This window comes from Arthrobacter sp. OAP107 (assembly GCF_040546765.1).
In the GTDB taxonomy this organism is placed as follows: Bacteria; Actinomycetota; Actinomycetes; order Actinomycetales; family Micrococcaceae; genus Arthrobacter.
The window spans coordinates 58693-73670 of record NZ_JBEPOK010000002.1 but is presented as its reverse complement, the minus strand read 5'-3'; the positions used below and the strand labels follow the sequence as shown (position 1 = coordinate 73670).

The window sequence follows — 14978 nt, the reverse complement described above, 5'->3', positions numbered from 1 at the left end:
ATTAATGCACGAAGGCGGGAACGTACGAGTCGTTGAACGGCTCGAACCAGTCCTTGAGTTCCATCGGGGCAAGACCGAGCTGCATGTTCAGTTCAACATCGCCTTCGAACCCGTCCATCGCGTTCTGGTAGAGCATTTCGCTGTCCGTGTCTTCGAGCATGCGTTCTTCGAGCCGCCCGCGCCAGCCGTCGGCCAGGTCAAGCCGGTACAGGTCTTGGATGACTTCCACTTGGTCCAGCAGGCATCGGACCGCCAGCTCCTGGGCCACGCAGGACGGATGGGTCCAGCCGCGGACCAGGGCGCCGGCCATGTCTGTGGCAATAACCAGAAACTTCTGGGCGAACCGGACATCGTATTTCTCGGCGTGCCTGGGCGGCAGACCCGACAGCACGAAGCTGCCGGCAATGTCCTGCCGGGTGACCTCATCAAGTCCACGCAGCTCGGCGATGTCCTCGAAGAGCTGGTCGATCAGGACGGCCGACGCCTCCCAGAGTGCACCGGCCAGAAGCTTTGCCTGGAACAGGCTTTTGTCCCGCTGCTCCGGGGTGACCGACTCCATCCACTCCAGGTCCCAGCTCTCCAGGTCATTTCGTTCGTCATCGCTGAGGTCCTCAGGCCGCGGCTTGTACCCCAACTGCTCAAGGCTGATGCCAGTCAGTTCCTCACCGACGTGGATCAGGTACTCGACGTAGTTCTCGTGCTCTGGAGTCATGCGCCTGATGGTACAGGTCGACGCAACGGCTCCTGCAAACCCAGGGACAGGCGTATGTCTGTGCACTTCTCTTGACCGGTCAGTGACGTCAAGCTAGCTTGACTGCATGGATGAGGATGCGGGCTCGGTCGAGCAAGCGCTTAGCAGCGGCGATGTCTACGAGTTGCTCCGAGTGTGGGAAGACTTCAACCGCGGTGAGACGTGGCGCGAAGTCTCTGCGACCGGCAGCGACCAGGCGCGGGTGGCCGCCGCACAATTCCTTGCGGAGGTAAGGGAAGTCGCAGCGATCGAGGCGCTACGTGCGAACGCGAAGGCCGTCGAGCTGCTCACGGGCAGGCGCTGGTACGTCATCAAGTCCGCGCGCGAGGCCGGCGCAACGTGGACCCAGATCGGCGAAGCACTAGGCATCACGAAACAAGCCGCCCATGACTTCTACCGCCGCAAGATCGAAGAGCAGGAGAAGTACCTGCCCGACCTTCACGACGCGGTATCCGCCCGTGCGGTCTTGGAAGAAAGTAAGGAAGACTAGCCAGGGTCACGTACTCACCCGAAATCTTCATTATCGACTCTTCAAAATGGACGGGTATGAAAATGTCCTTGGAAAGCAGCCAGCAGGCCGCGGACCGGATCCGCTCTGAGACAGCGCCAGCAGCACATGCAGATCCTGAGCGTAGAGGAGTTTTGAAGTGCTGACCAGAGGACTCAAGGACTGACTCCCCCGGCTCAGCCGAGAGGATCAATAAGGATACTGAAATCGGGACTCCCGTATCAGCAATGCGGCACAGTATTCTGCGTGCTGGACCCGGCAGGAAAGTGCTCGCCCCAGCTTGGCAGAGGGTGCTTTCGGCCCTCGGTGTGACCGCGTCTCTAGCGCAAGCGGTGGAGACGGGAATCGTCGGTGTCGATCCACTCCAGAAGCATTCGTCGATTGAGTTTCCCTCTGTCGGTCAGGGGCAGCTCAGCGAGGGAGTAATAGTGGAGGGGCCTCTTGTCCTTGGCTAGGAGTGCTTCCAGGCCGGCGCTGAGGGTGGCTGCGGTGAGCCCTCCACAGGAGGGAATGATTCCGGCAATGACACGCTGTCCGCGCAGGTCATCGGGCATACCGACGGCCACAGCAGCTTCAACGCCGGGGATGGACGACAGTGCGAGTTCGACCTCGTGCGGGTAGACGTTCCGGCCCGCCGTGTTGATCATGTCCGAGCTCCGCCCGAGAATGTGGAGATCCCCATCGAGAAGGTATCCCTGATCGCCGACCGTGTACCGGCCGTTCAGGCGCCGGAGGGCTTTTCCGTCGTCGCCCCAAAGGTATCCCTGGCAGATCATGGGGCTTTTGACGCTGATGTTCCCCGCGGATCCGTCCGGCAGGGGTGACCCGTGGTCATCAATGATTTGCACCTCCACGCCGGGAAAGGGCCGGCCAATGGCGGTGCCCGCGACGTCCAGTGGTTCCCCTGCGCCCAGCCCCCGGCCGGATACGAAGCTGAGTTCTGCGGCGCCGTAATATTCGAAGATGGTGGCGTTGGGTGCCCAGCGCCTGGCGGCTTCGAGGGTGCGGGTGTCGAGCTTGGACCCGGCACAGATGATGGTTCTGATGGCGGAGGCGTCTACGGATGCCATGAGTCCCCGTTCGCTGAGGAGCCGGAGCATCGTGGGGACGAGGACCAACCTGGTGATGCCGTCATGGGCGATGACGGCGTGGGCATCTCCGACGTCGAAGGTGCGAAGGGTGTGGAATTCCGTGCCGGCGTAGAGGCATTCGGAAAGCGTGTAAAGGTTCAGGCTCGCCGAGAGCGGGCCGGGGGCCAACGTCTTGTCGTCCGGGCGGAGGCCGAAAAATTCGATCGAGGCCTCAAAGGAGGCCTGCCACGACCGGCGGGAGCGCGTGAAGGCTTTTGGCGTTGACGTCGTGCCGGCGGTGAAGCCGATGAGGAAGGCGTCGTCAGGGTCGCCGTCTTCCAGCGCCCTTCCTGCGGCACCGGACGGGGATGGCAGCATGCGGGTCACCTCGACCTGGGCCTGCGGCGTCCAGGCTGGATCGAGGACGGCGATCTGCCGTCCCTTGGCTATCCCGGCGCAATAGAGCGCCGCGAATTCGGGTGAGTTGGGTTCGGACAGGATGCACGTTTTCGGGGTGGAAGGGACGAGTTCTTCTGCTGCTCCGCGAAGTTCCGCCCAGGTGAAGCCGCGGCCGCCGACGGCGACCGCCGTGCCGTCGGGGCGGAGGTCGGCCCATTTCTGGAGTCTGTTCAGGAAAGGCACTGGTTGGGTCCTGCTTCCGGCTGGGACGGCGCAGACCAGCCGCATCTCTGCTGGCCGGTCTGCACATATTCTGGAAAGGTAAACGGCCTACGCGTTAGCAGCGACCTCTGCTTCGGCGCTCTCGCGGCGCTTCATCAGCGTGGTGCGACGGAGTATGCAGAGCACGTCGGCGTGCTGGTTGTAGCTGTTCATAGTGATGTGGGAATCCGTTAGCACTTATCCTGTGGTTTCTCGCCCAAAGATCTGTCGAGCGATGACCCACTGCTGGATTTCGTTCGCGCCCTCGTAGATCTCGCCGATTTTCGAATCCCGATAGATTGCCTCTACGGGGCCCTCGCTATCGTCTGCGCCAAGCTGAGATGCGAAGCCAAGCCCACCGAATGCTTGTACCGCATCTCGAGCTATATCGCAGGCGAGCTCTGTGCCGATGAGTTTTGCCATCGCTGCCTCGGGCTCTGGAAATGAGATACCTGAGTCCAAGCGAAATGCCGCTTTCAGATACAGCGTGCGGGCATTTTCGAGGGCGACGGCGTGTCGCGCCCACTTGAACTGCCAGTGCTGTTTAGAGGCGAGCGGGCTCCCGAAGGCTTCCCTAGTAGCGAGATGGGCTGCCGTCTTGTCGAAGGCCGCTTGTGCCATTCCTGTACCTGCGGCGCCGATGCCGATTCGGCCATAGGTAAGTGTCTGGAGTGCGATTTTGAGTCCGCCACCAGGTTCTCCAAGTACAAGCTCTTCGGACAGTTGAACTGAGTCGAGGATGACGTCAGCGGTGATTTGTGCGCGGTTCCCCATCTTCCTATCGGGCGTGCCGATGGATACGCCTGGTGCATCTGTAGGCACGATGAAGAGTGTGAGGCGGTCTCCGGTTGTGGCAAGGACTGTAATCACACCTGCCGCGACCGAGTTGGTGATCCACCGTTTTCGGCCGTTGAGCACCCAGCCTTTGCCGGTTTTGATCGCTGTGGTGGCGACGGCAGTAGCAGATAGATCGCTGGACGCGCCTGGTTCGCTAGTTGCAAAGGCACCCACGATTTCGCCATTCACGATTCGGCTGAGCCATTTGTTTCCCTGAGCATCTGTGCCTTGGTTCAAGGCGTTGCCGGCGAGAATGCAGTGGACGTCGAAGATTGCAGCGACACTGTTGGAGTAATAGGCGAGTTCCTCGACGGCGATGGCCGTGGCTGCGGCAGGGTTGTCCAGCCCCTCCCCTCCTACGTCTTTCGGGAAGGGGATGCGGTAGAGGCCCGCCTCGGCGAGAGCTGCAAATACTTCTCGCGGAAATCCATCCGTGCGTTCGTCTTGAGTGGCCAATCTGCTGGCAACTGGTGCGACGATCGACTCCGCCATCTCACGAACGCGAGTACGGACTTTGATGAGTTCGGGCGTGGCAATTGTGTCGTGGTAAAGACGGTCACCGATTCGTTCGAGCATGCTGATGTTCCCTACTTGTGTTCGGTTTTTGCTCGCAGGTTAGCGAAGACGTAGTTTTAGTGCTCGGGTTATGCTGACGGCGCGTAATGGTTCCTATGAACTTGCAGGCCACGTTCGCCGAGTCCTAATCATGAGGCGCCACGAGGAAGCCCCCGATCCGGGGTCCGATCCGAACCCCGGTTGGAGCCAATCCTTGAGAATTTGTGCAACGGCCCCATGCAGCATTTCGCTGGGATAGGCAGGTAGCGCCGAACGGATCCGGCGGCACCTGCCCGTTATGGGACCCGTGTGGAAAGCAGCATGACTAACGCAGCTCCGCCTCGCGTTCAGCAATCCTTTCGAATTCCTCTTCAGGGGCGCCATCCAGCACGTGGTGACGCCCGTATAGGAGGAAGTATAGGAGTCCGGCAACGAAGATGCCGGCCGTGATAGCGGCGGCTTCGAGATCGACAAAGAAGGTTGCCGCCACCGCTGAGGCAGCAAGGACCAGCCCGAGGCCGGTAGTCAATACGCCGCCAAACGTTCGGTAGGGACGTTCCAAGTCGGGTTCACGCTTGCGAAGCGCAATGTGCGACAAGTTGAGCAAGACGTAGGAGACAGCGGCGCCAAAGACGGTGATGTTGATGAGCCTGTTGCCGTCATCCACCACTGCTGCGAGGATGAAGCCGGCTGCGCCTGGAACGATGAGAGCCCAGGTAGGAGTTTTGCGTGCATTGGTCCTGCTAAGCCATCTGGGAAGGTAGCCTGCGCGGGAAAGCGCGAATATCTGCCGCGAGTAGGCATAAATAACGGAAAAGAAGCTGGCTACCAACCCTGCCAGGCCGGCATAGTTTACGAAGACCGCAAAACTTTCGTTGCCAACGGCGCGGAGGGCATCGGGCAAGGGACTGGCTGAGGAGCTCATCAGTGCGCTCCCGGCTCCGCCGGGCGCGAGGACGAGAACAGAAAGCCCTGTGACGGCGAGAACGGCCACGGCCACGATGATGGCACGCGGAATGTCACGTTGCGGGTTTTCCGCCTCCTCAGCTGCCAACGGTACACCTTCGACGGCAATGAAAAACCAGATCGCGAAGACGAAGGTAGCCATTAGCCCGCCGTAACCGTTGGGCAGGAAAATGCTAGCTCCCGCGGCGTCACTTGCCGGAATATCGAAGAGGTTGTCGAGGTTGAAATGCGGCACCATGCCAGCCACGAAGGCGGTCAAAGCAATGACGGCCATGCCGGTGATGACAGCCAAGGCCTTCAGTGCCTCGCCAACGCCGATGAGGTGGATGCCGATGAAGACCATGAAGCAGGCGAGGTATACGGGCCAGCCGGCTGTGATGCCGAGGATCCCCAGACTTTCCACGTATCCGCCGATGAAGATGACGATGGCGGCGGGGGCGATCGTGTATTCGATCAGGATGGCTAGCCCGGTTGCGAAGCCGCCCAACCGGCCAAGCGCACGGCGGGCAAAGCCGTACCCCGCACCTGCGACAGGCATGGCCGAGGACATTTCGGCCATGCCGAAGACCAGGCAGGAGTACATGATGCCCATCAGGACGAAAGCGATCAGGAGGCCGCCCCAGCCGCCGGCTGCGAGGCCGAGATTCCAGCCGGAGAAGTCCCCCGAAATGACGTAGGAAATGCCGAGCCCAGCGAGCAGCAGCCAACCGGCTGCCCCTCGCCGAAGGGTACGCTGTTGAAAATACGCGGCTTCGACGACGCGCTGCTGCGTGCCTGGCGATATTTTGGTCATGGGTACTCCAAAAATGGGGGTGTCAGGGGAAGAAAACAGAATGGGACGCCTACCGAAGCTAAGCGGAAGGCGCAAGGGAACGTTCGACTACGACCAATGTGCCCGAGATGGCGCCGTGGGCTGCAGAAGGGCACTGATTGGTTGCCAACCACCTCAGCAAGTCGGAAGGCTCGATTCGTAAGATCATTTCCGGATCTCTCTTTGAAGGTTTGTAATTTCCTTATTTGGTCTATCGAGGGGCCTCCAGTGCGAGGAAAGCGGAGTCCAGGTTGCCTTCCTCCAGACCGGTACTTTCGGCATGGGCTGGCGGCGGAAGCCGACGGGTGATCTCATCCCGCGCCTGGGAAGCCCACGCCAGGTCGAGAACGGCAACCTGTACTCTGCGGGTGTCGCCAAGAGATTGCGGATGGGAATACCGGGGAGCAGCTCTTCCGCGGCCGCCCGCAGTTCGGCCCCCGCCGACAGCGACAGCAGTGTCATCGGGACGCAGTTCCGTCCATTACTGGATTCTGCTCAGGAAGGGCATGGAGATGTCCTGCTCAGATGGGACGGTGCGGATCGAAACCGCGTTGGCTGCCGGCTACTCCCCCTGCCGGCCCGCATACTTTTGTGGAAAGGAAGAACGCCTACGCGTTTGAAGGGACCTCTGCCGGGGCGGTTACCCGGCGATTCATCAGCGCGGTGCTGTGCACCAGGCAGACCACCTCGGCGTGCTGCTTATAGCCGCAGCCTGGTGCTGCAATACTCAGGGATCGGTTGCGGGAACGTTGATCATACGAAACAGACGGTGGCTCACGCTCCCCCGCCTCGCCCGGGTGTCCCGGACGAGGTGGGGGAGCGAAACGACCTCAGCGCCTTGCCCTGTATGCGGCACACCCGTCAGCCGTGGACGCCGCGACGCTGGAGGAGCCAAAGGCATAGGGAATCCTCATTATGGTTTTGCGAGTTCGGAAGACGGTAAATCGATGGCGTACCAAGCGGGTTTAGAAACGGCCTGCAGCGTGGCGTAAAGGACAGAAGTGAGGACAACCGTCACGACAGGAGCCCATAAGTCAAGGCCGGCCAGAGTCAGCGCAACGCCGACGCCGGCTCCCACCAGCCAGGCGGTCAATCCAGCAGGGTTAATGGCAGGTACCTCGTCAGAACGATAGAAGACCCGGTCACCGAACATCGATCGGTACCGACGCGACAAAATATGGACCATCGCTACGGCCACCCAGGCAGTGACGAAAACGCCCTGATAGGTGAGCGCCTTCTGCAGGTAGCTGAACACGTCCGTGGCAGACATCATCACAAGCACGCATGCGCCCACGATTAGCGCCCACAGCACCTTGCCGAGACGCAAACCGAGCCGATCGAAGAAGGCGTGCATGTTTACCGTCGCCAAGTGAAAATTGGCACTGTTGATTCGGGTCTGGGTCGCCCAAATGAATAGCAGCCCCCAACCGCCGCCAAGTACAATGAGAAGCTGCTCGACGACGCCCGTTTCTGACACGTTTGCGACCTGTCCCGCGGCTACAAGAAAAATTCCCACCAAGCCGTTGATCAAAAACGCCATAAGGTAGAAGGGAAATCCAAAGTTGATGTGCGTGTGGTAGGCGACGTCACGCTTTTTGCCGAATCTGGCGAAGTCGAAGGTAAACATCATCAAGATCCACGCGCCCATGTATCCGATGTAGGCATGCAGCCATCCCCACGCGGGGGCCCCGCCCGCCGGTACAAAGTTCAGCCATTCCGAGGAATAGCCGTACCTTGCGACGGTGGCGACGACGGCGGCCACCAATCCGATGGCGAAGATTGGCAGCAGCACCCCGTTGAGCTTGTCTAGGAAGTTTTGCACGCTGCCAATCGCCAGGGGAACCGAATAGAGAACAACCAAGAAGGCGGCGACGCTGTAGCTGAGCCCGTTGAGGACGCTACTGGCAGCGACAGCGATGACGGAGCCCTCGAAGATTGCGTAGAACATCGCAGTGAGGAAGAAGACTGCGGTGGCCAACAGTGCACCGAAACGACCGAAGAGAACTCGCGAGAACAGGGCTACGCTAAGTCCGGTCTTGAGTGAGTAGCGGGCCAAGACGGAGTTTATGATGCCGTAGCTGATCACCGTCAGGACCAAGGCAATGATCGTGTTGATCGTACCGTAGGTTACCGCCATCGTCGCACCCAAGAACAAGTAGATCATGCCGCTCGCCACCCCCCACCAAGACATCGTGAGGGACAACTTCGAGGTCCTGGCCTCATCTGGTATTGCGTGTGTAGCGGCGTCGACACCTTCGTCAGAGGCCTGCTCGGGTATTCTCACAAGGTTGCCCTTCCTATAAGGTCCCTGAGCCGAATCCGGGCTGGGATGGTCACGGCGACAGCGATGTCGGTAAGGGCCAGCCGATGGCTAGGGATGTGAGCCGCTTTACGCGGCTTGGATAATTTGAATCTGCGGCAAGCAGGGGAACTCGGATTGGCTACGCTTTGCGTAGGTAATCTTCGGGAAAGAGCAGCACCCAAAAGTCCGCCCATATAGCCGCCACCACTGTCCCATTCAGCACTTAGGGTTGTCAATGGTTTGGTAATGGGCGAACCTTCAGGCGCCCAATCCAAGACGATCGCATCCCGTCGTCGTTGTCGCGCCGACTTGTCCCCAGTTTGATATATGCATTTGCGCCCCTTATCAACCTGCCGGCCTTCCAGCCAGCGGGGACCGAATAGGAAGTAGGCGAGGCGTTGCTTCCTCTGGTTGGATGCCGTAGAACTGCCCAGGATCGGGGAGGCTGGATGAAATGGATGCGGTGCTGGATCAAGGAGCTGACCACCGCGCCCCGCGGTTGAAGGTGTGAACAGGAAGGCTCACTGACAGCCTTGGGGTGACATCACCTGCAAAGCGCTTTGGTCGGCGGTCGCTCGCGCCGGCCAAACGAGTGGTGGCACCGTGGCATACCGCGGACATGAAGCGTTGACAAATCCAGAAGTCAAGTGCCAAGATCGGCTGGCGACCAAATCGCGCAAATGGGCGAAATGGGCGAACGCACTGCATGCTGTCAAAATAACCGTCGCGCACAGCGCGCCACACGGTCAAAGGAGCAAGCTCATGAAAACAATTGACTTAAATGCTGATGCCGGCGAGAGCTACGGCCGCTGGACGTTAGGTGACGACGAGGCACTCTTTCCTTTAATTTCGTCGGTCAACACGGCCTGCGGTTGGCACGGCGGCGATCCGGCTATCATGCGGAAGTCTGTACGGCTCGCCAAGGAACACGGCATTGCCCTCGGCGCACACCCGGGATTCCCCGACCTAATGGGCTTCGGACGTCGGATGATGGACGTAAGCCATGAAGAGGTCATCGACATGATGACCTACCAGGTGGGTGCCCTACTCGCCTTTGCCGAGCAAGAGGGTGTCCGTCTTAACCACATCAAGCCTCACTCGAAGCTCTACGTCACTATTGCCCGCGATGACGACCTCATGTGCAAAGTCGCCGATGCCATGCTGGCACTGCAACCGGACCTCGTCTTCTTCATGCTGGCTGGGCGAGCGGCGGATAACCTTCGAAAGCACGGCTACAACACGTGCGCTGAAGTCGTCGCTGATATGGAATACACCGATGAGGGCGATGTCATCATCGAGTCCCGTCCTCCTGCCAAAGACCCTGAATATGTCGCGCGTCGGGCAGTTGACATGGTCTCAGGCATAGTTGAGACGATAGGTGGCCGCCGGCTCGAGCTTGACGCCGATACTATCTGCATCCATGGCGACCGCCCGAATGTCCTGGACATCGCAAAATCCATCCGGAGCGCCTTTGATCGCGAGGGCATCAGCCTAAACGCTCCGAGCGCGACAAGCAGCGTCCGCTTCTAGCCGGATCAGGATTCCTCTGGTCATCGATTCGGGCCCGCATCATTGGTCGTGGACCCCTGATCAGGCAGGCTGAACTCATCGCCGGTCTGGCCGCCGCTGAAATCATCGTTAGAAGCTCGGGGCGACCTTGCGGAACTGGTGGCAGCAGGTGCCGTTCAACCGAGGTTCGCAACCAAACAATATTGGATAGACATTCTGGCAGCTCGGTCACTCCAAAAGCGCCGGGTGGCGATAATTCTACAGCAGGAGGAATCATGCATTCCGAAGATCAACGGGCGGCCCTGCCTCAAACAACCAAACTAGCGCGTTCCTCGCCTTATGACGGAGAAACAGTTGTGAAGGTGCAGGCGATGTTTGGTCGGGTTTTCACTGGGCAGGGAGGCAAGGAGTGGCACTGAAGCGCACGAACACAGGTTTTAACACTCGGTACACGCCAGCTGGGGACGAGTTTCTCTTCGTCGAGTTCGACGAGGCAATGAGCTTGGAAGCGAACCTTGAAATCCAGGAGATCGCAGTGCGCGTCTTAGGCGAGGACACAGAGGGAATCATTGACATCTGCCCGGCGAACGTTTCCTATCTCGTGCGTTACGACCCCGATGTCGTGACGTTCGATGCACTCGTCCAACGGCTAAAGAAAGTGGAACGGTCGGTCAAGGCCGAGGGTTTGGAGCCCTTTAAGACACGTGTCATCGACGTCCCGGTCCTCTTCAATGACCCTTGGACTTATGAGGTCTTGATGAAGTTCAGAGACCGGGTACAGGACCCATCGAAGACTGACATCGAGTATCTCGCCGACGTCAACGGGTTTGGAACAGTTGAGGATCTGATCGAAGCCGTGACCAGCGCACCGTCGATGGCCACGATGACGGGCTTCGTACCCGGTATTCTCTGGTCTTTCCAGTTGGTGGCATTCGAGCGCCAGATCCAGGCGCCGAAGTACCTGCGTCCCCGTACGGAGACCCCGGAACGAGCCTTCGCGGTGGGAGGTGCGTACCCGGTCGTCTATCCCTCGCCCAGCGCCGGAGGCTACCCAATGTTGGGACGGGCTGCGGCCCCCATCTATGATCCGGCGCAGCGGCTGAAGGATTTTGCTGACGACCCGGCATTTGTCCGCACCGGGGATGTCTTGAATTTCCGTTCCATCGATCGGGCCGAGTACGACCGCATTCAGGACGAGGTCGCGGCGGGAACGTTCTCCTACTTACAACGGCCTATCACCTTTGAGCCCGGCGTCTTCTTCGAGTCGCCCGAACCCTATTGTCATCACTTGAGGGAGGTTTTGTACCGTGATTGAGGTTATCGAGCCAGGGTTCGCCACCACCGTACAAGATGAGGGACGCCCTGGCCACTACAGGCAGGGAATGGCTCCCTCGGGTGCCATGGATTTGGCCTCCTACCGCCTCGGCAATGCGCTGGTGGGAAACGATCCCGGAGCGGCCTCTCTGGAACTTACCTTCACTGGTCCGCGGCTCCGCTTCACCCAAGCGGCGACAGTCGCTGTCACGGGTGGTGACATGCCGACCTTCGTGAATGGCCGCGAGGCGAAGGCATGGATGGAGATCGACGTGTCCGCCGGTGACGAGCTCTCGTTCGGTTTCCTGCGTAGCGGTGTTCGCGCATATATCGCCGTCAGTGGTGGCATCGATGTGCCGGCAGTGCTGGGCAGCCGTTCCACCCATGCTCTGGTTGGAATCGGCGGGTTCGAGGGACGCAAGCTGACTGCCGGTGACATTCTCCCGACTGGCACCGTTCGTAATCAGGCTAGTTCACTCCGCAAGCTGCTTCCGGAACACATTCCTGCTTTCTCGGGGAAAGTTGAACTCCGTTACGTGCCCGGCCTGTTTAGCTATCGACTGAGCACACGCGGTATCGACCAGTTCAATGGGCGCACATGGACCGTCACACCGAACGCCGACCGTACGGGAATCCGCATGACCTCCACCGAGGGGCCGCTCGAGTTCGTTGACGGCGAGCGGCCCTTCGGTGCGGGAAGTGATCCTTCGAACGTTGTCGATGCCGGTTACCCGGTAGGTGCTATCCAGATCCCGAGCGGCACGGAGCCTATCGTGCTGTCGCGCGATGCTGTCACCGCCGGAGGCTACTTCACTGTCGGTGCGGTGATCTCAGCGGACCTGGACCGACTTGGACAGTGCCCCACTAACGGCACGGTGCGGTTCGTCCCTGTCTCAATAGAGCAGGCAGCCGCCGCACGCCAGGCCTCGGCTAAATACCTCTCTGCCGCCATCGCAGCTCTTAGCCACTGACCACCTAACCGGTTACGCCGAGAGCGTTGCCGTCTCACTTGAAAAGAGGAATTGTGAACGACGTTCATCAAATTAAAACTGGCATCCCAGGAACCTTCTACCGCAAGCCATCGCCCAGCGAGCCGAACTTCATCGAAGAGGGAGCATCCGTCGCCGTCGGCGCGACTATCGGCCTGGTCGAGATCATGAAAAGTTTTCATCCCGTCACTGCCGACAGGAACGGTGTGCTCGATCGGTTTCTCGTAGAGCACGAGAGCCAAGTGGCCCCGGGGCAAGACATCGCCGAAATCCGGCTGGTGAACTGAAGGGGTGGTTGCATTGAAGCGCCTACTGATTGCCAACCGCGGCGAAATCGCCGCCCGGATCATCCGAGCCGCGCGCGAGATGGGCATCGAAAGCGTTCTCGCCGTGAGCGACGTGGATGCAGATAGCTATCCAGCGCAGCTCGCTGATGAGCTCGCGCTGGTGGGACCAGCACCCGCAACTCAGAGCTACCTCAATCCCGAAGCCCTTATTCGCGCGGCCAAAGAGCGGGGCGTAGATGCCGTCCACCCGGGCTATGGGTTCCTGTCCGAAAGAGCGAGTTTCGCGCAGGCGGTACTCGAAGCAGGACTGACATGGGTCGGGCCATCACCCGAGGCTATTGAGCTAATGGGCAATAAAGCAGCGGCGCGAGCTGCGGCGCGTGCCGCAGGCGTGCCGATCATGATCGGCAGCGACGGTGGGCTAGGCCCGAGTGATGACGTTTGTGCCGCCGCCGAGCGTATCGGCTTTCCCCTGCTCATCAAGGCCTCTGCAGGTGGCGGCGGCCGAGGCATTCGCGTGGTACGCGAACCCGAGGCGCTCCTTGGGGAATTCAAGACAGCCGGAGCGGAAGCTCTTGCGGCATTCGGGGATGCCACCGTTTACCTTGAGCGCTTCATCGACCATGCCCGCCACATCGAGGTACAGATTCTTGGTGACGGCACTGACGTCATCCATCTGTTCGACCGGGACTGCTCAGTGCAACGCCGTCAGCAAAAGCTGATAGAGGAGGCCCCTGCGCCGAACCTCCCCGACCATCTGCGTAAATTGATGCTCGATGCAGCAGTGCAGCTGGGTCGATCCTGCGGTTACATGGGAGCCGGTACGGTTGAATTCCTCTACGATGAAGCTCGCGATCAGGTGTCTTTTATTGAGATGAATACGCGTCTTCAGGTCGAACACCCCGTGACGGAGATGGTGACCGGTGTCGACCTCGTCCGCGAGCAGTTGCGCATCGCCAGTGGTGAATTGCTAGGGTATGCCCAGGATGACATCGTCCTCTCGGGTCATGCCATCGAAGTCCGGCTCTGTGCCGAGGACCCGGCTGCAGGGTTTATGCCGAGTCCGGGCACCGTGGAAAGGTTGGTTTGGCCGGGAGGCCCAGGAGTGCGGGTCGACAGTGGAGTCGTAGCAGGCTCTACGGTCCAGCCCTACTACGACTCAATGATCGCCAAGCTCGTGGTGTGGGACTCGAACCGAGAGGATGCAGTCCAACGTGCTCTGAGGGCACTTGACGAGGTGCAGATCGACGGAATTCGCACGACAGTGCCATTCTTGCGGAAGGTACTCGCGGACGCCGCCTTCACACGCGTCGAGCATCACACCAAAATGCTCGAGCACCGGCCCGATCTATTTGAACTTGCAGCCCGGTAAAATCTAAAAGCTAGCCCAGCTCCGCACAGAGCCCGGTATGGTTCCGCGGTCTCCGCGGCCAGCAGTTCCAGCGACTGGCAGTTACTGGTCAAGCTCCAGCGCGAGGCCGGCTGGCACCGGGATCATGCCCGGGCGGTGCTGCGGCGCGCCCACGAGCCGCCCACGGCCAGACGAGTGAGGCACGGACAGGCGCCGACATACGGGCGCGGATCTGCAGCCCCCCTTGTGTTCTGCTGGGCGGTTCTGGGGGCTCCTGCCGGAACGCTGCTGGCAGCCGGTGACGCCCGAACTCATCCCGATGCTGCGTTAAGAGAAGGCCCTGGACATCACGGACGCCCAAGGAGCGCTGCTGCGGCAGATGAGCGCGGCGACGATCGACACCTGGCCCGGGAACGGGCCAAGCTGATGCCTCGCGGACGCTCCCACACCCAACAAAACCGGGTCCCTGCTCAAGTCCCAGATTCCGATCCGCACGTTGGCGCAATGGGATGACGCCGTACCCGGCTTTGTGGACATCGACTTCGTCAGTCACGAACGGTCAAACAATTCTGGGCAGTTTTGCTTCACGGTCACGGACATAAGTTGCGTCATTGGAAAGCCGCGGTTGGGGCGGCGGTTCCAGTCCTCGTTGACCGGCGGTTTGATGGGTGGAAGGGTGCTCGGTGGTGGATAGGGTTTCGAGCCGGCCGGTGAAGGATAGGATCGCCGGGACAGGGCCCGCCTCGATTTTAGGTATTCGGCGTTCATACGGAATGCTGTTTGGTCAGAACGAGGGCCGGCTGCGGTGCGCCGGTGCGGGCGGCTGACGCATCATGGGTCTTTGTCACCTGGGCCCTCGTCGCGGGGTCTTGGAGACGAGATTTTGCTGTGGAAGCAGGTAGATGGTGAGGATACGGTCCAGCTCCCAGAATTAGGTTCAGCAGCTCCAGCTCGGCGGCGGTGTCGTAGCGCAGGTAGCCGACCAGCTCGCGAACCCTAACCAGTTTTTCTGCTCGACGTGGTTTCCGTCGTTCTCGGGCCCCTAGCGATCAGGAACATCGCGGGGTG

Annotated in this window: 12 protein-coding genes; 6 read left to right on the top strand and 6 right to left on the bottom strand. The window is 60.3% G+C overall.

Annotation, left to right across the window (positions count from 1 at the left end; translation table 11 throughout):
* Position 1: 1 nt before the first annotated feature.
* The gene (locus tag ABIE00_RS25055; RefSeq protein ID WP_354263631.1) at positions 2-712 is read right to left on the bottom strand and encodes a hypothetical protein; all 711 of its coding nucleotides are present in this window, start codon (positions 710-712) and stop codon (positions 2-4) included.
* A 106-nt stretch (positions 713-818) separates the two neighbouring features.
* On the opposite strand from ABIE00_RS25055, the gene ABIE00_RS25050 reads away from it, so the two are divergent.
* On the top strand, positions 819-1241 hold the full coding sequence (locus ABIE00_RS25050; RefSeq protein ID WP_354263630.1) for a hypothetical protein: 423 nt from the start codon (positions 819-821) through the stop codon (positions 1239-1241).
* A 338-nt stretch (positions 1242-1579) separates the two neighbouring features.
* On the opposite strand, the gene ABIE00_RS25045 is transcribed toward ABIE00_RS25050, so the two are convergent.
* The 5 genes from ABIE00_RS25045 to ABIE00_RS25025 all read right to left on the bottom strand — a co-directional run bounded on the left by ABIE00_RS25045 (position 1580) and on the right by ABIE00_RS25025 (position 8349).
* Positions 1580-2971: a class I adenylate-forming enzyme family protein gene (locus ABIE00_RS25045; RefSeq protein ID WP_354263629.1), complete on the bottom strand. Its 1392-nt coding sequence runs from the start codon at positions 2969-2971 to the stop codon at positions 1580-1582.
* Between the two features lie 87 nt (positions 2972-3058).
* Positions 3059-3187, bottom strand: coding sequence for a hypothetical protein (locus ABIE00_RS25040; RefSeq protein WP_354263628.1), 129 nt, complete (start codon positions 3185-3187; stop codon positions 3059-3061).
* Positions 3188-4402 (bottom strand): acyl-CoA dehydrogenase family protein, encoded by a 1215-nt coding sequence (locus tag ABIE00_RS25035; protein WP_354263626.1) that lies wholly within the window; start codon positions 4400-4402, stop codon positions 3188-3190. It abuts the gene before it with no gap.
* A 304-nt stretch (positions 4403-4706) separates the two neighbouring features.
* Positions 4707-6140 carry an ethanolamine permease gene (gene eat, locus ABIE00_RS25030; protein WP_354263625.1) on the bottom strand — a complete coding sequence of 478 codons (1434 nt, stop codon included), beginning with the start codon at positions 6138-6140 and terminating at the stop codon, positions 4707-4709.
* 931 nt (positions 6141-7071) lie between these two features.
* Complete coding sequence (locus tag ABIE00_RS25025) at positions 7072-8349, bottom strand: purine-cytosine permease family protein (RefSeq protein ID WP_502914307.1); 1278 nt, start codon at positions 8347-8349, stop codon at positions 7072-7074.
* An 873-nt stretch (positions 8350-9222) separates the two neighbouring features.
* Here ABIE00_RS25025 and ABIE00_RS25020 point away from each other — a divergent pair.
* The 5 genes from ABIE00_RS25020 (at position 9223) to ABIE00_RS25000 (ending at position 13931) form a co-directional block, all read left to right on the top strand.
* On the top strand, positions 9223-9990 hold the full coding sequence (locus tag ABIE00_RS25020; RefSeq protein WP_354263623.1) for a LamB/YcsF family protein: 768 nt from the start codon (positions 9223-9225) through the stop codon (positions 9988-9990).
* 388 nt (positions 9991-10378) lie between these two features.
* Positions 10379-11284 carry a 5-oxoprolinase subunit B family protein gene (locus ABIE00_RS25015; RefSeq protein WP_354263622.1) on the top strand — a complete coding sequence of 302 codons (906 nt, stop codon included), beginning with the start codon at positions 10379-10381 and terminating at the stop codon, positions 11282-11284.
* Complete coding sequence (locus tag ABIE00_RS25010) at positions 11277-12254, top strand: 5-oxoprolinase subunit C family protein (RefSeq protein WP_354263621.1); 978 nt, start codon at positions 11277-11279, stop codon at positions 12252-12254. The genes ABIE00_RS25015 and ABIE00_RS25010 overlap by 8 nt, the downstream gene beginning before the upstream one ends.
* A 53-nt stretch (positions 12255-12307) precedes the next feature.
* Positions 12308-12559 (top strand): acetyl-CoA carboxylase, encoded by a 252-nt coding sequence (locus tag ABIE00_RS25005; protein ID WP_354263620.1) that lies wholly within the window; start codon positions 12308-12310, stop codon positions 12557-12559.
* Positions 12560-12563: 4 nt separating this feature from the next.
* The gene (locus ABIE00_RS25000; RefSeq protein ID WP_354263619.1) at positions 12564-13931 is read left to right on the top strand and encodes an acetyl-CoA carboxylase biotin carboxylase subunit; all 1368 of its coding nucleotides are present in this window, start codon (positions 12564-12566) and stop codon (positions 13929-13931) included.
* Positions 13932-14978 lie beyond the last annotated feature (1047 nt).

Bases quoted from the DNA above. Each gene is read 5' to 3' on its own strand.
- ABIE00_RS25055 (WP_354263631.1), bottom strand. From the start codon at position 712: ATGACTCCAGAGCACGAGAACTACGTCGAGTACCTGATCCACGTCGGT.
- ABIE00_RS25050 (WP_354263630.1), top strand. From the start codon at position 819: ATGGATGAGGATGCGGGCTCGGTCGAGCAAGCGCTTAGCAGCGGCGAT.
- ABIE00_RS25035 (WP_354263626.1), bottom strand. From the start codon at position 4,402: ATGCTCGAACGAATCGGTGACCGTCTTTACCACGACACAATTGCCACG.
- eat (WP_354263625.1), bottom strand. From the start codon at position 6,140: ATGACCAAAATATCGCCAGGCACGCAGCAGCGCGTCGTCGAAGCCGCG.
- ABIE00_RS25025 (WP_502914307.1), bottom strand. From the start codon at position 8,349: ATGTCTTGGTGGGGGGTGGCGAGCGGCATGATCTACTTGTTCTTGGGT.
- ABIE00_RS25020 (WP_354263623.1), top strand. From the start codon at position 9,223: ATGAAAACAATTGACTTAAATGCTGATGCCGGCGAGAGCTACGGCCGC.